The organism is Nonomuraea polychroma, from assembly GCF_004011505.1.
Lineage (GTDB): Bacteria > Actinomycetota > Actinomycetes > Streptosporangiales > Streptosporangiaceae > Nonomuraea > Nonomuraea polychroma.
Genome location: NZ_SAUN01000001.1, coordinates 1,057,209 through 1,075,048, shown reverse-complemented (window position 1 = coordinate 1,075,048; position 17,840 = coordinate 1,057,209). Strand labels below are relative to the sequence as shown.

General features: G+C 69.8%; 20 protein-coding genes. 11 read left to right on the top strand and 9 right to left on the bottom strand.

From position 1 onward, the window contains the following. Nucleotides 1–2 precede the first annotated feature (2 nt). Entirely contained in the window at nt 3–1,271 is a 1,269-nt protein-coding gene (locus tag EDD27_RS04775; RefSeq protein ID WP_127931262.1) for an ABC transporter substrate-binding protein, read from the bottom strand. Between the two features lie 218 nt (nt 1,272–1,489). Here EDD27_RS04775 and EDD27_RS04770 point away from each other — a divergent pair, with 218 nt between their 5' ends. Together EDD27_RS04770 and EDD27_RS04765 are read left to right on the top strand one after the other, a co-directional pair. Next, nucleotides 1,490–2,533 carry a LacI family DNA-binding transcriptional regulator gene (locus tag EDD27_RS04770; RefSeq protein WP_127931261.1) on the top strand — a complete coding sequence of 348 codons (1,044 nt, stop codon included), beginning with the start codon at nt 1,490–1,492 and terminating at the stop codon, nt 2,531–2,533. Nucleotides 2,534–2,874: 341 nt separating this feature from the next. Then, nucleotides 2,875–3,486 (top strand): flavin reductase family protein, encoded by a 612-nt coding sequence (locus EDD27_RS04765; RefSeq protein WP_127931260.1) that lies wholly within the window; start codon nt 2,875–2,877, stop codon nt 3,484–3,486. 4 nt (nt 3,487–3,490) lie between these two features. On the opposite strand, the gene EDD27_RS04760 is transcribed toward EDD27_RS04765, so the two are convergent. After that, nucleotides 3,491–4,552: a trypsin-like serine peptidase gene (locus EDD27_RS04760; protein ID WP_127931259.1), complete on the bottom strand. Its 1,062-nt coding sequence runs from the start codon at nt 4,550–4,552 to the stop codon at nt 3,491–3,493. 129 nt (nt 4,553–4,681) lie between these two features. On the opposite strand from EDD27_RS04760, the gene EDD27_RS04755 reads away from it, so the two are divergent. Beyond that, nucleotides 4,682–5,416, top strand: coding sequence for a maleylpyruvate isomerase family mycothiol-dependent enzyme (locus EDD27_RS04755; protein ID WP_127931258.1), 735 nt, complete (start codon nt 4,682–4,684; stop codon nt 5,414–5,416). A gap of 81 nt (nt 5,417–5,497) precedes the next feature. Here the strand turns inward: EDD27_RS04755 and EDD27_RS04750 are convergent, their stop codons facing one another. After that, nucleotides 5,498–6,088, bottom strand: coding sequence for a TetR/AcrR family transcriptional regulator (locus EDD27_RS04750; RefSeq protein ID WP_127931257.1), 591 nt, complete (start codon nt 6,086–6,088; stop codon nt 5,498–5,500). A 79-nt stretch (nt 6,089–6,167) separates the two neighbouring features. Between EDD27_RS04750 and EDD27_RS04745 the strand changes: the two genes are divergently transcribed. The 4 genes from EDD27_RS04745 to EDD27_RS04735 all read left to right on the top strand — a co-directional run bounded on the left by EDD27_RS04745 (nt 6,168) and on the right by EDD27_RS04735 (nt 9,765). Beyond that, the gene (locus EDD27_RS04745; RefSeq protein WP_127931256.1) at nt 6,168–6,998 is read left to right on the top strand and encodes an alpha/beta hydrolase family protein; all 831 of its coding nucleotides are present in this window, start codon (nt 6,168–6,170) and stop codon (nt 6,996–6,998) included. Continuing rightward, nucleotides 6,995–8,182 carry a YbfB/YjiJ family MFS transporter gene (locus EDD27_RS53940; RefSeq protein WP_241564779.1) on the top strand — a complete coding sequence of 396 codons (1,188 nt, stop codon included), beginning with the start codon at nt 6,995–6,997 and terminating at the stop codon, nt 8,180–8,182. Before EDD27_RS04745 ends, EDD27_RS53940 begins: the two co-directional genes overlap by 4 nt. Next, the gene (locus EDD27_RS53935; RefSeq protein WP_164903478.1) at nt 8,179–8,853 is read left to right on the top strand and encodes an alpha/beta fold hydrolase; all 675 of its coding nucleotides are present in this window, start codon (nt 8,179–8,181) and stop codon (nt 8,851–8,853) included. Before EDD27_RS53940 ends, EDD27_RS53935 begins: the two co-directional genes overlap by 4 nt. Nucleotides 8,854–9,165: 312 nt before the next feature. Further along, nucleotides 9,166–9,765 (top strand): hypothetical protein, encoded by a 600-nt coding sequence (locus EDD27_RS04735; protein WP_127931255.1) that lies wholly within the window; start codon nt 9,166–9,168, stop codon nt 9,763–9,765. Nucleotides 9,766–10,021: 256 nt separating this feature from the next. Here the strand turns inward: EDD27_RS04735 and EDD27_RS04730 are convergent, their stop codons facing one another. The 3 genes from EDD27_RS04730 to EDD27_RS04720 all read right to left on the bottom strand — a co-directional run bounded on the left by EDD27_RS04730 (nt 10,022) and on the right by EDD27_RS04720 (nt 13,155). After that, nucleotides 10,022–10,441 (bottom strand): CoA-binding protein, encoded by a 420-nt coding sequence (locus tag EDD27_RS04730; RefSeq protein ID WP_127931254.1) that lies wholly within the window; start codon nt 10,439–10,441, stop codon nt 10,022–10,024. A gap of 55 nt (nt 10,442–10,496) precedes the next feature. Beyond that, nucleotides 10,497–11,384 carry a DNA-3-methyladenine glycosylase family protein gene (locus EDD27_RS04725; RefSeq protein ID WP_127931253.1) on the bottom strand — a complete coding sequence of 296 codons (888 nt, stop codon included), beginning with the start codon at nt 11,382–11,384 and terminating at the stop codon, nt 10,497–10,499. 118 nt (nt 11,385–11,502) lie between these two features. Further along, nucleotides 11,503–13,155 carry an FAD-binding dehydrogenase gene (locus EDD27_RS04720; RefSeq protein ID WP_127931252.1) on the bottom strand — a complete coding sequence of 551 codons (1,653 nt, stop codon included), beginning with the start codon at nt 13,153–13,155 and terminating at the stop codon, nt 11,503–11,505. 85 nt (nt 13,156–13,240) lie between these two features. Here EDD27_RS04720 and EDD27_RS04715 point away from each other — a divergent pair, with 85 nt between their 5' ends. Next, nucleotides 13,241–13,477: a hypothetical protein gene (locus EDD27_RS04715; protein ID WP_127931251.1), complete on the top strand. Its 237-nt coding sequence runs from the start codon at nt 13,241–13,243 to the stop codon at nt 13,475–13,477. A 1-nt stretch (nt 13,478) separates the two neighbouring features. After that, nucleotides 13,479–14,279 (top strand): SDR family oxidoreductase, encoded by an 801-nt coding sequence (locus EDD27_RS04710; protein WP_127931250.1) that lies wholly within the window; start codon nt 13,479–13,481, stop codon nt 14,277–14,279. A gap of 5 nt (nt 14,280–14,284) precedes the next feature. Here EDD27_RS04710 and EDD27_RS04705 read toward each other — a convergent pair whose 3' ends face one another. After that, entirely contained in the window at nt 14,285–15,055 is a 771-nt protein-coding gene (locus EDD27_RS04705) for a SigB/SigF/SigG family RNA polymerase sigma factor (RefSeq protein WP_127931249.1), read from the bottom strand. Between the two features lie 282 nt (nt 15,056–15,337). Between EDD27_RS04705 and EDD27_RS04700 the strand changes: the two genes are divergently transcribed. After that, complete coding sequence (locus EDD27_RS04700; protein WP_127931248.1) at nt 15,338–16,456, top strand: uroporphyrinogen decarboxylase/cobalamine-independent methonine synthase family protein; 1,119 nt, start codon at nt 15,338–15,340, stop codon at nt 16,454–16,456. A gap of 128 nt (nt 16,457–16,584) precedes the next feature. On the opposite strand, the gene EDD27_RS04695 is transcribed toward EDD27_RS04700, so the two are convergent. Further along, entirely contained in the window at nt 16,585–16,917 is a 333-nt protein-coding gene (locus EDD27_RS04695) for a helix-turn-helix transcriptional regulator (protein WP_127931247.1), read from the bottom strand. A 216-nt stretch (nt 16,918–17,133) separates the two neighbouring features. Between EDD27_RS04695 and EDD27_RS04690 the strand changes: the two genes are divergently transcribed. Continuing rightward, entirely contained in the window at nt 17,134–17,412 is a 279-nt protein-coding gene (locus tag EDD27_RS04690; protein ID WP_127931246.1) for a hypothetical protein, read from the top strand. 1 nt (nt 17,413) lies between these two features. Here EDD27_RS04690 and EDD27_RS04685 read toward each other — a convergent pair whose 3' ends face one another. Next, nucleotides 17,414–17,785, bottom strand: coding sequence for an STAS domain-containing protein (locus tag EDD27_RS04685; RefSeq protein WP_127931245.1), 372 nt, complete (start codon nt 17,783–17,785; stop codon nt 17,414–17,416). Nucleotides 17,786–17,840 lie beyond the last annotated feature (55 nt).

Sequence of the window (17,840 nt, the reverse complement as noted above, 5' to 3'; positions counted from 1 at the left end):
TCCTACTTACCGATGGCGGTCTTGATGTTGGCCAGCGCCGCGTCCCATGCCTTGGCGGCGTCGCCCTTGCCCTGCTCCACGTTCTCGAGCGCGTTCAGGAACTCCTGACCGATGGCGGCGCTGTCCGTGCCGACGTGGAACGGCTTGAGCCCGAGCAGCGAGTTGGTGTAGATCGTCCCGGTCGGCGCGTCGGAGAAGAACGAGTCCTTGTGCCCGGTCAGCTTCGGGTCCTTGTAGACCGACGGGGTGGTGGGCAGCGATCCGGAGTCGACGAAGTGCTCCAGCTGACTCTGCGGCGACTGTGTCTTGGTGATGTAGTCCCAGGCAGCCTTGGGGTTCTTGGCGCCCTTGGGGATGGCCAGGTAGCTGCCGCCCCAGTTGCCGGCCCCGCCGGGAATGGCGGCGATGTCCCACTTGCCCTTGGTGTCGGGGGCGTTCCGCTCGATCTGTCCCAGCAGCCACGCCGGCGCGGAGACCACCGCGAACTGGCCCTTGCCCAGGCCCGCGCTCCAGCCGTCGGAGAACGAGCTCTGCTTGGCCGTGATCCCGGCCTGCGCCGCCTTGATCGCCAGGTCGAAGGCGGTCTTGACCTGGGGGCTTGTGCTGTAGACGACGTTGCCCGAGGGGTCGTAGTACTTCATCGGCCCCTGGTTGACCGCCTGGTAGAACACGCTGGTGGCGGCGTTGTCGACGAACGCCTTCCCGGTGGCCGCGGTGTACTTCCTGCCCGTCTCGATGAAGGCGTCCCACGTCGGCCAGAGCTTGCCCACCTCCTCCCGGTCCGTCGGCAGCCCGGCCTCCTTGAACAGGTCCGTGCGGTACGCCACCGCCATGCCGCCCACGTCAGTCGGAATGCCGATGATCTCGCCGCCCTTGGCGGTGCTCTGGCTGATCACCCAGTCCAGGTAGTCGCCCTTGATCTTGTCGGCGCCGAACTGCCGCAGGTCGTGGAAGTTCTGCGGCTGCTGCACGAACTTCGGCAGGTCGTCACCCTGGATGAGGACGAGGTCCGGCACCTTGCCACCGGCCAGCGCCGTGGTCAGGGCCTGTGCCGTCTCCGTGGAGCCCCCCACCTCGGTCAGCTTGACCTGCACACCCGGGTTCTCCTTCTGGTACCTGTCGACCGACTTCTTCTGGTCGATCCCGGTGAACGACCAGAACTCGAACGACTTGCCGTCACCCGACGGCTGGGCCGAGGTGCCACCGCCGCCTCCACAGGCGGCCGTGGTCAAGGCGATGGCGACGAGCGGTGCTGCGATACGAAGCTTCACTGCGATCTCTTTTGCTCAGGGGGTGGAACGGACTGTCGGCGCGCGGAGGCGTCATGCAACGTCGAGCTTGGCGGACGATTTCCAGAAACTTTCGGAAGATGCTCCGATCGTTAAATCGGGACTCTAGGTGCGCTTCTCGAAACCCGTCAAGAATCGTCACGCAAGATCGTCGAAACGGTCGGGTCAAACTGCCGAAACCTTGTCGTTAGACTGCCGCCATGACCGCGACCCAGGAGCCGACGGCATCCGACGGCCCCCCTGCCCAGCCGCTGACCATCGCGCAGCTGGCCGAGCTTGCCGGGGTGTCGACGGCGACGGTCTCCAAAGTGGTCAACGGCCGGTCGGAGGTGGCGCCGGAGACCCGCGCCGCCATCGAGCGCCTCATCCGCGAGCACGGCTACCGCAGGCAGCGGCGGCGCGTCAGCCCGGCCCCCCTGATCGAGCTGGTCTTCCACGCGCTGGAGGGCGACTACCCGATAGAGATCATCAAGGGCGTCGAGCAGGTGGCGCGCGAGCACCACCTGGCCGTGGTGGTGTCGGAGCTGCAACACCGCCACGTTCCCGGCCGCGGCTGGATCCAAGACGTGCTGGGCCGCCGCCCGACCGGGGTGATCGCCGTGTTCTCCAGCCTGACCGACGAGCAGCGCGACCAGCTCGCCACCCGGGGCATCCCCCTCGTGATGCTCGACCCCAGCGGGGACCCGGGCCAGCGCGTGCCGTCGGTGGGCGCGAGCAACTGGAGCGGCGGGCTCTGGGCCACCCGCCACCTGCTGGAGCTCGGGCACCGCCGCATCGGGATCATCACCGGCCCCGACTACGCCTTGTCCAGCCGGGCCAGGCTGGACGGCTACCGGGCCGCGCTGGACACCGCCGGCGTGCCCGTCGACCCGGACCTGATCTGCCCGGGCGACTACCTCGTCGAGGGCGGCCTGGCGCAGGCCCACCGGCTGCTGCGCCTGCCCGACCCGCCGACCGCCATCTTCACCTGCAACGACGGCGAGGCCATGGGGGTCTACCGGGCGGCCTATGACCTGGGGCTGCGCATCCCCGACGAGCTGAGCGTGATCGGCTTCGACGACCTGCCTCCGATGCGGTGGACCATCCCTCCGCTGACCACCATCCGCCAGCCACTCACCGAGATGGCCGCCGCGGCCGCCACCATGCTGATGACCCTCGCCCGAGGAGAGCCGCTGGCGCAGAGCCGGGTCGAGCTCGGCACCGAACTGGTCGTCCGGGGCAGCACCGCACCTCCCGCCCGCTGACCGAAACCTTCGCGCTTGTTTGGCGAAGTTTTCGGTCCGTCGATCTTGTGTCGACTTTCCGTCCAACCCCCTTGACGGCCTCCCGGTCCCGACTCCGCGCCATTGACACATCGCAGGGCAACTCGGCGCGGCCCAACGGGTGCGCGGCGAAGACAGGTCAAACGAAGAAGCCGGTTACCCTGCGGATGCGGTTTCCGGCGAACTCCACGACGTCGTACCCGGTGGCCACGGGAGCCTCCGGAGCGCCGACATGATCGCCCTGATCGCCTCACTCGGCCTCACTCCGCCGGCGCGCGACCCTTCGACCGCCGTTTGAACGTCCGCTTCCTAGGCTCCGGTCCATGAACGCAGCTCATGTGGCCATCGAGCCCGCCATCCTGTACTTCGGCACCCCGGTCGTGCTGCTGTCGACCGAGAACGACGACGGATCGGCCAATCTCGCCCCGATCTCCTCGGCGTGGGCGCTCGGCCAGGTGATCGTGCTCGGGCTGGGCGCGGAGGGCCAGACCGCGTTCAACCTCGCGCGCCGCCCCGAGCTGGTGATCAACCTGCCCGCGCCGCACCAGTGGGCGGCGGTCGAGCGGCTGGCGCCCCTCACCGGCCGCCATCCCGTGCCCGCGACCAAGCCGCACGGCTGCCGCTTCGAGCCGGACAAGTTCGGCGCGGCCGGGTTGCGCGCCGAGCCGTCCGACACCGTACGGCCGCCGCGGGTCGCCGAGTGCCCCCTCCAACTGGAGGCCCGCGCCGAACGGGTACGGCCGGGCGTCGCGGGCGGGTTCGTCATCGCCGAGGCCGTCGTCGGCAAGGTCCACGCGGACCCGCGCATCGTCGTGCCCGGCACCCACCACGTGGACCCGGCCGCCTGGAGCCCGCTCATCTACAACTTCCGCCACTACTTCGGGCTCGGCCCGGAACTCGGCCACTCCTACCGCAGCCAGACGCCCCGGGGATGACGGCTCACAGCGCGTTGGTGTTCTGCGCGGCCTGATAGACGGCCATGGCCTCGTTCCCGAAGAAGGGGCCGAACATGAAGTTCGGCGCGAAGTTGTACTTGAAGCTGTTGACCGAGTTCAGCCAGCCCTGACCGGTGGACTCGTCGAAGCCCTGGAACCAGGGTCCGCCGCTGGACCCGCCGGTCATGTTGCAGCGCAACCCCAGGTCGCTGGTCATGACGGTGTCGTCGATCGCGCGCCCGCTGCAGTAGATCAGCCGTGAGCCGTCGAACGGCGCCGCCGCCGGGTAGCCGAAGGAGTACATCTGCCGCCGCCTGGGCTGGTTGAACGCCACACCCTGCCCGCCCACGACGTCAGTCAGCGTCCGCCCCTGCAGCGGCGCCACCACGACCGCGGCGACGTCGAAGTTGATGTCCTCTCGGGCGTTCCACTGCTGGGTGGTCAGCAGTCGGGTGGCGACCCAGGTGCCGAACGGGCGCCGGCCGTTGTCGAAGCCCGGGACGAACACCCAGTTGCGGTGCGCGGCGCCGTTCAGCTTCACGCAGTGCCCCGCCGTGATCACCACGCTCTCGTTGGCGCTGGTCACGGCCGTGCCGGAGCATGCGGAGTTTCGGCCTTCCGCCGTGGTGAAGAACACCCGGCCGACGGTGCGCACGACCGCGTCCCCGTCGGTCCACCGCAGCCCGGGGCTGTTGGGCACCAGGGTCTGCTGCTGGGCCGCGACGCCACGGACCGACCAGGCGGCGCCCTGGGTGGTCCACGGGGTGCGCCGGGTCGTCGTCGACGCGGCGCCGCGGGTGGCCCACGGGGTGCCCTGGGACGGGTCGTCCCACTGGCTGGTGCGTCGCGGGACGGGCGCACCCAGAGCCTCCGCCGCCAGCATGCGTTGCGGCGTCCAGTACGACAGGACGGTCCTGCGTTCTGACCAGGAGTCGGCGCCGGACCATCCGACGGGCCGCCTGGGGTCGAGGCCGGTCGAGGCACTGGCCTGGGCGGCGCTCGCGGGGACCAGGGCGCCTGCCAGGGTGAGCGCGAGGGCGGAGAGCAGGGCGACTCTGCGGTGCATGACGTACCTCCCGAAACCGGATAGTTGCGCTCAGAGGTACGTACCGGGAGGTCGATCCGACTCAAGGTATGCGTATCTGGATATGGCATTGCCTGGAACGTGCAGAACAAAGTTCTGTACGATGGGTTGATGACGGACATCTTCGATGATCTGGCTGCGGAATACCGCCAGCTGGACGCGGTATTGGAGTCCTTGACCCTGGATCAGTGGGCTCACCCCTCCGCGGCCGCGGGCTGGACCGTCTCCGACGTCGTCCTGCACCTCGCCCAGACCGAAGAAGCGGTCACCGGCCCGTCCATCACGGACGCGACAGCCCTTCTGCCCTCTGCGGAAACCACCGTGGACGGCCTGGCCGACGAGATGGTCGCCGCCGAACGCGGGATGCCGCCGGCCGACCTGCTGGCCCGCTGGCGCAAGAGCGCCTTCGCCACTCCTGACGCGCTGCGGGCCCATCCACCGGGCACCCGTCTCTCCTGGGTCAGGACTCCGCTGTCCCCCCGCACCCTGGCCACGACCAGGATCGCCGAGCACTGGGCGCACGCCCTGGACATCACGGTCCCGCTGGGCATCGTGTACCCCGACACGGCCCGGCTGCGCCATGTGGCCTGGCTGGCCCACCGTACGCTGCCGTACGCCTTCGCCGTCGCCGGGCTCCCCGACGCCCCGGTGTTCTGCGATCTCACCGCACCGGACGGAACCCGCTGGACCTTCGGCGACCCGGACGCCCCGAACCGGATCACCGGCCTGGCCTCGGAGTTCTGCCGGGTCGGCGCTCGCCGGCTCACGCCCGAGCAGACCGGCCTCACCGCCGAGGGGCCGCGCGCCGCTGACGCCCTGCGCGCCGTCCGCAACTACGCCGCCTGATCCCTTGCGATCCTGCTTGCCTGGATCGCTCAGGAGCCGATGGCGTCACGGGCTCTCGCGCGGCGGCGTGTGCCTGCGGCGTCAGGACGGGGCGGAGGCGGCGGTCAGCAGGGTGAGGGCGGCGTCGCGGGCCTGCCGGGCCGTGTCGGCCGTGCGGTGGTGTACGGCGACGACGGTCGCGCCCTCGACCAGCATGAGCAGCTGGCGGCCCAGGGCATCGGGCTCGGTGGCTCCGGCGCGGGCGGCGATGCCGGTGAGAAGATCGAGGTAGCGATCCAGGTGCCGTGCGGTGAGGGCGCGCACGGTCTCGTCGTGGTGCTGGGCGGACGCGTTCACCATGGCGCAGCCGCGGAAGGCGGGCCTGCCGTACCACTGCTGGAGGGCGTCGAAGACGGCGGCCAGCTGGTCGTGGGGGTCGTCTCCGGCCGCCGCGACGGCCTCGGCCAGCCAGCCGGTCAGCCGCTCGCTGCGCGCCTCCAGCACGGCCTGGACGAGGCCGTCCTTGGTGCCGAAGTGCCGGTAGAGCGTTTCCTTGGACACTCCGAGACGGGCGCACAGCTCGGCGACGCCGATGCCGTCGAGTCCGCGTTCGTACAGCACCGGGGTGGCCGCTTCGAGAATGGCGGCGCGGGTGCGCGCCGGGTCGATCGTCGAGCCTTTGGCGACTGGCATGCAATAGATGGTACCGATCGGTTCGATGGACTGCTAGCGTCATGGATCGTACCGATCGGTTCGATCTATGGAGCCTTCGATGACCGACCCGCTTGCCACCGACCCTCCGCGCGACCCCCGCCATCCAGCCGTCACACCCGCGCTCACCTTCGACAGCGGCGGCGCGAGCCTGCCGGGTGTCCTGCACGTCCCGGCAGGCAAAGGACCGCACCCGGTCGTCGTGCTGCTGCACGGCTTCCCCGGCAACGAACGCAACTTCGATCTCGCACAGGTTCTGCGCCGTGCGGGCTATGCGTCCTTGGTGTTCCACTATCGCGGCTCGTGGGGTGCCGGGGGTTCGTGGTCGTGGAGCCACGTGCTCCAGGACACGGCGGCGGTCGTGGCCGGCCTGCGTGACGAGGACCTCGCGGCCGCGCACCGCCTCGATCCCCGGCGGGTGATGTTGATCGGCCACAGTCTGGGCGGCTTCGCCGCGCTCATGACCGCGGCGGCGCAGCCGTCCGTCGCTGCGGTCGCCTCGGTGGCCGGGTTCGACTTCGGTACGGTGGCGGCGCTCTGCCGGGCTGACCCGAGCCTGCGGAAGGGCTATGTCGAGGCGTTCGCCGGGGAGCTCGGCCCGCTTCGGGGCACCAGCGGGGAGGCGCTGGTCGCCGAGGTGGAGGCGGCCGGCGACTCGTGGCGGCTGGCCGGGCTCGCGCCGCTGCTGGCGGACCGCCCGGTGCTGCTCATCGGCACCAGCCTCGACACCGTCACCCCGCACGAGGTGCATCACGAACCGCTCGTCGCGGCGTACCAGGCACAGCCCATCAAGCGGCTCGAGCACCATGTCTTCGCGACGGACCATGCCTTGTCGGACCACCGCGTGACGCTGGCCCGTACGATCTTGAGCTTCCTGTCGCGGTGCCCATGACCCCGGCCCGCAGGACGACGGCGCTGTGGCAGGCGCTGCGCCTGGCTCTCGGCACCGCGTCGGCGCTCGGGCTCGCGCGCTTCGCGTACGGACTGCTCGTCCCGGCCATGCGGGACGACCTGCACTGGAGCCTGGCCGAAGCCGGGGTGATGAGCGCCGCCAACGGGCTCGGCTACCTCCTCGGCGCGCTGGTGACTCCGGTCGTCCAGCGCCGGCTGGGCACCGCGGGCGCCTTCCGCTGGGGGATGGTCCTCACCGCGCTGGCACTCGGCGCCACAGCGGCCGGCGGTGACCACCTGGCGCTGCTGATCGCGCGGGCCGTCGCCGGGGCGGCGGGGGCGTTGGTGTTCATCGCCGGAGGTGTGATCGCGGCGCGCATCGCGACCGAGATCTCCTCCGGCCTGCCCATCACCGTCTACTTCGCCGGCACCGGGCTGGGCATCGTCGTCAGCAGCGCGACCATCCCGGCGCTGGGGGCGCGCTGGCAGCTCGCCTGGCTCGGCCTCAGTGCCGCCGCCGCGCTGGCGACGCTGGTCAGTTGGTCCGCGGCAGACACCTGCGAGGGCAAGGAGGCGAAGGCCGCCACCGCCGGCCGGGCACAGATACGCCCGGTCTGGCGGACCGCACTGGCCTATCTGCTGTTCGCCGCCGGCTACATCACCTACATCACGTACCTGTCCGCCTATCTGGCGGACCGGCACGTGCCGGTCGCGCAGGTGACGCTGACCTGGGCGGTCCTGGGGCTGGCCGTCGTGGCGGCGCCGTGGCTGTGGAGCCGTCCCATCACCCTCTGGCCCGGCGACAGAACCCTTGCCGCGCTGCTCGCCGTCCTCGCCGGTGGAGCGGCGCTGGCCCTGGCATCCTCGGCGCTGCCGGTCATCCTCGCCTCCGCGGCCGTGTACGGGGCGACGTTCATGGCCGTTCCCGCCGCCGTGACCGCGCTCATCAAGAACGGCACGTCGCCCGCCGACTGGACGGCCACACTGGCGGCCTTCACCACCTTGTTCGCCGCCGGCCAGACCGCCGGGCCCTGGATCGCCGGCATCCTCGCCGATCACACCTCGGCCGACGCCGCCCTCGCCTGGACGGCGGCCCTGTGCGCGCTGGCGGCCGCGATCGCCGCCACCTCAGGCCGTGCGGCTCCCTTCCCCGGCCCGGTTACGAGAGAAAGAGAACGGCAGTGACCACCTTTGTTCTGATTCCCGGCATGTGTCATGGCGGCTGGTGCTTCGAGCCGCTCACCGAACAACTGCGCCGCCACGGGCACCGCGTCCACCCGCTGACCTTGACCGGGCTCAGCGAGCGCAGCCACCTGCTGCACGGCGGACTGAACCTGGAGACCCACATCCAGGACGTCACCGGCGTGCTGGCGGCCGAGAACATCGAGAACGCGGTGCTGGCCGGCCACAGCTACGGCGGGATGGTGATCAGCGGGGTCGCCGGCCGCATGCCGGACCGGGTGGACTCGCTGGTCTACCTGGACGCCGTCGTGCCGCAGCCCGGCGATTCCATGTGGAGCCTGGTCTCCGACCGGGAGCGGCAGTGGTACCTGGACGTGGTGGAGACCGGCGAGGCCGTGCGTCCCCTGCCCTTCTTCGACCCGCGGGCCACGCCCCACCCGCTCGCCTCACTCCTCCAACCGCTCGCGATCACCGCGGACACGACGCGGGTGCGGCGCAACGTCTACGTGTACGCGGCAGGCTGGGCGGAGCAATCGCCGTTCACCGGCACGTACCAGCGGCTGCGCGAGGATCCCTCATGGACCACGTACGCGCTGGGCAGCGGGCACAACCTCATGCGGGACGCCCCGCAGGACCTGCTGAAGATCCTGCTGGAGGTCAGTGAATCCGGCTGACCGTCAGGGCCTGGTCCGCGGCGATCGGGGGCTTCCGAGGACCGGGCGAGCCGGGATGAACCGGCGGCGAGAAATGCGAATTGACGATTCTTCGCCAATTCTTTTTCGATGCGGGAGATTCAGCTACGGTGTGGCGCTGCAGCGTGAATCACGTCAACTGTAAGCATCGTGCTGATCTGATCGCTCACTTGCGGCTGGTCGCATTCCGCCCGGCGGCTGTGCTCGCATTTTCGAAAGGAACGGCACATGTTCACGCCCCTTCCCGACCGACAGAAGCCTCGTCACTCGGTGAGGAGGGCGACGAGGCTGGCCATGAGCGGCGCGCTCTCTGTCGCGTTGGTCGCCTCCTTGACGACCAGCGCGAGCGCCGATGATGATCAGGAGCAAGTGCAGAAACAGAAGCACGAACATCACGTTTCTCACGGTGACGGATGGTGCGAACCGCGCATCTTCTTCAAACGTCACTGGCTGTCGCCCAGGAACTTCTTCGTTCCCCGCACCCGCTTCATCGACGGCCCTGGCGGGACCATGACGGTGTCCGTCACGCGGGAACACGAAGTCCTTGCGTTCCTGGAGACCGAGAAGGAGAAGAGACACTCCGTCACGCGTACGTTCGATACTGTTGAGGTCGTCGACGAAATGCGGAAGATGGGCCTTCCCCACCTCGAAGAGCGGCACATGATCTTCACTGGGCACGAATACACCCAGGAGATCAGCGATGGAATGTACGGCAACATGTGGTATCGGGTGCTCGGCTACCGCATCGGCTGGTCCGCGTGGTCGGTGCTACGCACGTGCCGCCACGTCAAGATCGACTCTGGCATCGCCAACGTGCCTGCCAGGGTCGAAGGCTGGCGCTACTGGGAGACCAAGCACCCGATGTTCAAGGGCCGCATCATATCCAAGAAGTGATCAGGTCACCGGCGACGACGCCGCCTGCGTGCACGGTCGGAGCTGTCACCCGGATCCGGGATCGGTATACGGAACATGGACAGGCGGCTTCGAGTGGCTGTCAGGGTGCGGCGGACAGTCATGGCTTCGCTCCTCATGAGATATGTGGAGCAACCGAGAAAGCGGGGAGACGCATCCCCGGCGCGAAATCGGATATAACCCCCAACCTAGTCCAACCGTCCCGGCGGAGGGGAACCTCGATCCGAGCATTTTGACCTTACAAAGGCCGGCGCAAGGCCCATTCGACACCTGGGCAACGATTCATGACGACGTCGAGACCGGCCTCCCGAGCACGCCGGGCCGCGGCCACGTCGATCACGTCAAGGGGCAGCCAAACCGCCCCGGCGCCCACGGCGATCGCCTCGTCCACGGACTCGCCCGCGTACTCGGAACGCCGGTACACGGCGACGACGTCCACTTTCTCCGGCACCTCGGACAGCGAGGCGTATCCCGGCTCGCCCAGCACGGTCTCGGCGGCGGGGTGGACGGGGATGATCCGCCTGCCTCGCGACTGGAGCAGGCGCGCCTGCTCGTACGCCGTACGCCGCGGGTGGTTGCCGAGGCCCACGAAGGCCCACGTCTGTGCCTGGCCGAGCAGGTGCTGGATGACCTTCTGGTCCGCGTAACGACTGTCCATGTTCAGGGCAACAAGACCGGGCCTGCGTAACTTCCTGTCCCGCTCGGCGCGCCCGTCAGTCGCGGTCGTCCATGACGCCGTACGCCGACGCCCGGAACAGGAAAGAAGCCCAGGAACGGTAAGGCCGCCACGTGTCGGCCAGCCTCCGGTAGGCGGCCGGCGGCGCGTCCTCCGGCAAGCCGTACGCCTCGCGCAGGATCGCGAACAGGCGCGGCTCGTCGCCGGGGAACGCGTCGGGCGCGCCGGCGCCGCGGATCAGGATCAGGCCCGCGGAGAACGGGCCCACGCCAGGCAGCTCACGCAGCTCGGCCAGCGCCTCCTCCGGGGCGAGCGAGCGCAGGTGCTCCGCGGTCAGCAGGCCGTCGAGCGCGGCACGGGCCAGGCCGCGCACCCACTCCTCCTTCTGCGCGGGCAGACCCAGGCCGTCCGCCTCCAGCAGCGTCACAGGCGGAGGGAAAGCCGCGTAGGTGTGCCCGTCCACGGTCACCCGGGCGCCGTACCGCTCGGCGATGCGCTGCTTGAGGCGGGAGGCGATGAGCATCGACGAACGTTGCACGATCACCGCCCAGCACGCCGCCTCCCACGGGCTCCAGAAGCACACGGGCCGCAGGCCGGGACGGCGTCGCTGCAGGTCGCCGAGCACCGGATCCACCTCTCCCAGCTTGGCGAAGCCGGCGCCGTCGACGTCCAGGGAGAGGATCCGCGCCACCTCGCCCCGGATCCCGGGGCCCGCGGCCCGCGTCGTGGCCACGGCGACCCCGCCCGGCACGCCCGTGACGGTCACGCCGATCGGCAGCCAGTCGGTCTCCGCGCAGTAGGCGAAGCGCAGGGCCTGCCCGTCTGAGGGCAGCACGCTGGTGGCCGGCCAGTCCTCGACGAACCGCAGGGAGGCGTCGAAGTCGAACGGGCCTGCGGTGGTGAGCGTGAATCCGTGCGTGGTCATGCGCGTATGTTAGGAGGCCCGGCGGACAGTCGGACCCGTGTCGGGCTGCCTGCGACGGCGCGTCCGCGCGATGGCGCCGACCGGCCTGACGTCCTGGGCCCGCGCTACACGCTCCGGCTCAACCGGCGGCGGCGCGGCCGGCCTGGCGGCCGGAGAACAGGCAGCCCCCGAGGAACGTGCCTTCCAGCGCGTTGTACCCGTGTACCCCGCCGCCGCCGAACCCGGCCACCTCCCCCGCCGCGAACAACCCCTCGACCGGCCGCCCGTCCCGGCCCAGCGCCCGGGAGTCCAGGTCCGTCTGGATGCCGCCGAGCGTCTTGCGCGTGAGCACGTGCAGCATGACGCCGATCAGCGGACCGGCGGCCGGGTCGAGGATCCGGTGCGGCGTGGCGACGCGGCCCAGCCGGTCGCCGACGTAGCGGCGGGCGTTGCGGATGCCCTGGATCTGGGCGTCCTTGCTGTACGGGTTCGCCAGTTGCAGGTCGCGTGCCACGATCTGGCGGCGTACGAGGACGGGGTCCAGCAACGGCTCCTTGGTCAGCTCGTTCATCGCGGCCACCAGCTCCTCCACGGTGGAGGCGACGACGAAGTCCGCGCCGTGCCGCTTGAAGGCCTCCACCGGGGCGGGCGCGCCCTTGCCGACCAGCCGCTCCTTGAGGAAGGCCCGCCGGTCCTTCCGGGTGATGTCGGGGTTCTGCTCCGAACCCGACAACGCGAACTCCTTCTCGATGATCTTCTGGGTGAGCACGAACCACGAGTGGTCGTGCCCGGTGCTCCGCAGGTGCCGCAGCGTGCTCGTCGTGTCGTAGCCAGGCAGGCACGGGTCGGGCAGCCGCCGGCCCCGGGCGTCCAGCCACAGGGAGGAGGGGCCGGGCAGGATCCGGATGCCGTGCCCGGGCCAGATCGGATCCCAGTTGCGGACGCCCTCGGTGTAGTGCCACATGCGGTCGCGGTTGACCAGCCGCGCCCCGGCGTGGGCGGTGATCTCCAGCATGCGCCCGTCGACGTGGGCGGGGACGCCCGTGAGCATGCTCTCCGGCGCGGGGCCGAGCCGCTCGGGCCAGTGGCGGCGTACCAGGTCGTGGTCGCCGCCGATCCCGCCGCTCGTGACGATCACGGCGGGGGCGGTGAGCTCGAACTCGCCGACCGGCTCGCGGCTGGACGGGACACCGCGCGGCGAGTCGTCAGCGGCCAGCAGAGTGCCGCGCACACCCTGGACGGCGCCGCCGGACACGACGAGCTCGTCGACGCGGTGGCGGTGGCGGAAGGTGACCAGCCCCTCCGCGGCGGCCTGCCGGACCCGGCGCACGAACGGCTCCAGCACGCCCGGCCCGGTCCCCCACGCGACATGGAAACGCGGCACGGAGTTGCCGTGACCGTCCGCGCGCAGGCCCCCGCGTTCGGCCCATCCGACGGTGGGCAGCAGCCTGACGCCGAGGCGGTCGAGCCAGGCCCGCTTCTCCCCGGAGGCGAACTCCACATACGCCCGCGCCCACTGGACCGCCCAGCAGTCCTCGTCCTCGAGCCGGTCGAACCCGGCGCTGCCCTGCCAGTCGCTCCAGGCCAGCTCGAAGGAGTCGCGTACGCCGAGCCGCCGCTGCTCCGGCGAGTTCACCAGGAACAGGCCGCCGAAGGACCAGTGGGCCTGGCCGCCGAGGTTGGCCGCGTTCTCCTGGTCGAGCAGGAGGACCTTCTTGCCTCTCTCGGCAAGCTCGCAGGTGGCCACCAGCCCGGCCAGGCCCGCTCCGACGACGATGACGTCAGCGTTCATGGACGTGGAGACTACCGGGCGGCATCCAGCGTGTGACGGGGGACGTGTCGGGTAGCGGGGCCGGGAGAGGAAGGAGTGATCAGACATGCCCCGACCTGGTAGCCACGGCTACGACGCCAAGCGGGCCCGTACCCGCAAGGACATGGAACACAAGGGGTTGAGCGAGCAGGAGCTGGACAAGAACGTCAAGAAGAAGCTGCAGTCAGAGCCCGGCATGCGGCCGCGCAAGGTCGGCGGCGACCGGGCCGAAGGCCCTCAGTCCGAACGGCCCGCCAAGGGCGAGCGCCCCAGAGGTGAGCGGTCCGGCGGGGACCAAGGCTGACATGAGCGACGCCTACGATCGGGTGGCGATCATCACCGGAGCCGATTCGGGCATCGGCAAGGCCACTGCCGTGGCGCTGGCCGAGCAGGGCTTCGACGTCGGCATCACCTACCACAGCGATCGCGCGGGCGCGGAGGAGACGGCCGGGCTGGTACGCGGGCTCGGCAGGGCCCCGGCCGTGCGCCGGCATGATCTGACCGATCCCGAACGGGCCGCGGCGGTCGTCGACGAGCTGGCCGAAGAGCTGGGCGGGGTCGGCGTACTGGTCAACAACGCGGGCACCGGCACCGCCGAGCCGCTGCTGGAGACGAGCTATGAGCGCTGGCGGTCGGTCCTGGCGGTGGATCTCGACGGCGCCTTCCTCTGCGCGCAGCGGGCCGCGAGGCGCATGGTCGCCTCCGGCCGGGGCGGCCGCATCGTCAACGTCACCAGCGTTCACGAGGAGTATCCGCGGGTGGGCGCGGGCCCGTACTGCGCGGCCAAAGGCGGGCTACGCCTGTTCAGCCGCGTCCTGGCCCTGGAGCTGGCCGAGTACGGCATCACCGTGAACACCGTGGCGCCCGGCGAGATCGCCACCCCGATGACCGGGCAGGAGGACGTGCCGCCGCAACCGGGCAGCCGGCCGGGGTACCCGATCTCCCGGCCGGGCGACGCCCGGGAGGTCGCCGCGGTCATCGCCTTCCTCGCCGGTACCGCCGCCTCGTACGTCACGGGCGCGACCGTCTACGTCGACGGCGGCCTGGGGCTGATGGGCCCGCAGGCCGCCGGGGCGCTCGGCTCGGGCGACTGGCGTACCGGATAGGCCGCTCAGTCCTGCAGTTGCTCCCGCAGCTTGGCGAGCACGGCGCGCAGGATGCGGGACACGTGCATCTGCGAGATGCCGAACTCGGCGGCGATCTCGGACTGGGTCATGTTGCCGTAGAAACGCATGAGGAGGATGTTCCGCTCCCTGTCCGGCAGCGCGTCGATGAGCGGCTTGATCGCGTGCGCCCCCAGCATGTCGTCCAGCGTGTCGTCCTGCGCGGGCAGGAAGTCACCCAGGTCGGCCGCGTCCTCCTCGCCGCCGACCGGCGCGTCCAGCGACAGCGTGTTGTACGCGGCCGACGCGTCAAGGGTGAGCAGCACGTCCTCCTCCGAGATGCCCAGCTTGGCGGCCAGCTCGGCGACGGTCGGCGCGTGGCCGAGCGTCTGCGTGAGCTCGGCGGTGGCCTTGTTGAGCTCCAGCCGGCGCTCCTGGTAGACACGCGGCACCCTGATGGCCCAGGTCCGGTCGCGGAAGTGCCGCTTGACCTCGCCCACCATCGTGATCATCGCGTAGCCGCGGAACTCGTGCCCGAGCTCCGGGTCGAAGCCGTTGATGGCCTTCATCAGGCCGACGTACGCGGCTTGGCGCAGGTCTTCCATGGGTTCGCCACGGTGGTAGTAGCGGCGCGTGACATCGTTGACCAGACCCGCGTACATGTCCACGAGACGTTCGCGGATTCGGATCTTCTGCAGGTCAGAGGTGTCCGGCCGGTTCATCTCCGCCAGCAGCTGCTCGGCGGTCATCTCTTCGAGTGCGATATCCAGGACTGCCATCCGATACTCCAAGAGTAAGCCTCAGGCGCCCCTGCGCATGAAAAAAGTCCAGGCAGAGGCACACCACGTTTGGTCGCGTGAACTGAAGCCCTCTGCTGGACTTCGAAATCAGTGATTCCCAATGAATCCTGATCTACCACCATATTAGGTCACGAAAAGATCACGCCGCAATCAAGGGTGGACGACCCTCCCCCTGTGGCGGAGAGTGGCGGGTGGACTCTCACCTCATGGCCGGCGCGGGGCGCCACCGGTCTCCCGCGTCCCTGACACGGAGGAGGAAGCATGCCCGCGATCCACCACGCCGAGCACGTCGGGAGCCTGTTGCGGCCACCCGAGTTGCTGCAGGCCCGGGAGGCGCGCACAAAGGGCGAGCTGAGCGACGGCGAACTGGCGAAGCTGGAGGACGACGCGGTGCTGGCCGCGATCCGGCTGCAGCGTGAGGCCGGGATCGAGATCTTCACCGACGGCGAGATGCGGCGGGCCACCTGGATGGCCGGCCTGCTGGAGTCGCTGGGCGGGGTGGTGCCGGTCGAGGCGCCCACGTCGGCGTGGTTCAGGGACGACGGCATGCCACCGCCCGAGGAGACCGCGTTCCAGATGGTGGCCGCGAACGCCAAGCTCGCTCAGAAGGCGTATCTCACCGCCGTCGAGGCCGACTTCATGGCCCGGCACGCGCCCGGCCAGTTCAAGATCACCATGATGAGCTCCTCCATGGGGAACCTCCTGTGGCGGCCGGACCTCAGCCGGGCCGTCTACCCCACGCCCGGCGACATGATGCGCGACCTCGTCGCCCTGCGGATCAAGGAGATCGAGGACCTGCTGGGCCGCGGGGTGAACTGGATCCAGCTGGACTCCCTGAGCTACAACATGGTGTTCGACGCGGACTTCCGCGCGCGCCTCATGGGACCCGACGCCCCCGCCCCTGAGGCGATACTCGACGCGACGGTCGCGGTGGACGCCGAGCTGGTGCGCGCGGCCAAGGCCATGGACCCCGACGTCACGGTCGGGATGCACATCTGCAGGGGCAACAACCGCAGCGCCTGGATGTCCAGCGGCGGCTACGAGCCGATCGCCGAGCGGCTGTTCGGCGAGGTCCCGGTGGACCGGTTCCTGCTCGAGTACGACACCGAGCGGGCGGGCGGGTTCGAGCCGCTCCGCTTCATGCCCCAGGGCACCACCGTCGTCCTCGGGCTGGTCTCCTCCAAGGTCCCGAGGCTGGAATCGCAGGACGAGCTGCGCCGCCGGATCGACGAGGCCGCCAAGTACGTGCCGCTGGAGAACCTCGCCATCAGTCCCCAGTGCGGCTTCGCCTCCACGGCCAGGGGCAACCTGCTGACCGTGGACGACGAGCGGCGCAAGCTGGAGCTGGTCGTGGACACCGCCCAGAAGGTGTGGGGCTGAGCGCCGTCAGGTGACCGCCTTGAGGTTGAGCACCCAGAGGGTGTCGCCTGCGCTCCATGCCACCAACGTCCGGCCGCCGCCGGGGGAAGAGTCGCCCTCGACGGCGGCCGGTTCGTGGGATCAGCCCGTCAATGCGGCTCGAGCGGCTGATCCTTTGTGAAGTCGTGCTGCGTGAACATGTCGATGAGGAGGCGGACGGGCAGGTTGGCCTCGGTGGGGTAGCGGAAGGACTGATCCAGGTTGAGGCTGTAGTGGTTACGCCGCCCCACCCGCTCGCGCGTCAGGTAGCCCGCGTCGTGCAGGTCGGTCACGATGCCTTGCACGGCGCGTTCGGTGATGCCGATGCTGGCGGCGATGTCGCGCAGCCGGACCTCGGGATCGCGGGCGATCTCCAGCAGGACCCGGGCATGGTGGGTCAGGAAGGTCCAGGAGGAAGAGGAACGATCGTGGTAATTGCTCACCGAATCTCACGCTCCTGGCGTCGGGCAGGACCCCAGCCCTTCCACCGAGACATGTGGCTCATTTCCGGAAGATCCTATAGCGAACTTGTCTTCTGCCGTCTGCTTAGCAGACTAGTACGCCCTGCAGCCACGTCGACATCGCAGATGTTTCGGTGGCCAAAGCCGGGTATGACCTTGTTCCGGGTGACGATCGTATCGGGCGGAAAGGAGCCCCATATGGAACAGCCGGGTATCGACAGCCGGCAGAGCGGCGCGCCCACTGGGCACGTGTCCTGCACTCCGGCTCCGGCCGCCCAGCTTTTCGAGATCACTGTGCTCGACTCCACAGCCGAGGACGGGCTGGGCCGCTGGCACACGATCGGCTGGGGAGTCGACCGGGTGCACGCCGACAGCATCGCCGAATCGTTCGTCAACCGGCCGGTGTGCCCGTACGACGCGGCGCAGATCCGGCACAACGGCCATCTGGTCGGCGAGCACCGCCGCTCGGCCGAATAGGTCACGACCATCGGCTCTCCGGCTCGACGAAAGGGCTCAGCCCCATGAGCCGCATCAGGCGGCTCATCTGGTGCGGGGCGTTGCGGATGTGAGCGTCACCCCGCTCGGCGAAGGCCACCAGCGCCCGGACTCCCGTGACGTCGGCGAAGTCGACCCCGCCGACGTCGACCACGAGCCGGTCGTCGATCCGCCGGGCCTGCTCCAGCGTGCGCAGCACCTCGGTGCTGTTGGTCCTGTCGATCTCGCCGACGACCCGGATCAGCGTCGGGCCCGGCATCACGGTGCAGGTGACACGCACAAGATGATCGACGTACAGCAGTTGGTCAGTCGTCGTCATGGGCTTGCCGTCCGCCTCGGCCTTGGGTCTGCTCACGGTAACTTACGATAAATGATACCGGAATAATTCTTCTGTTGAAATCTTTGCACAT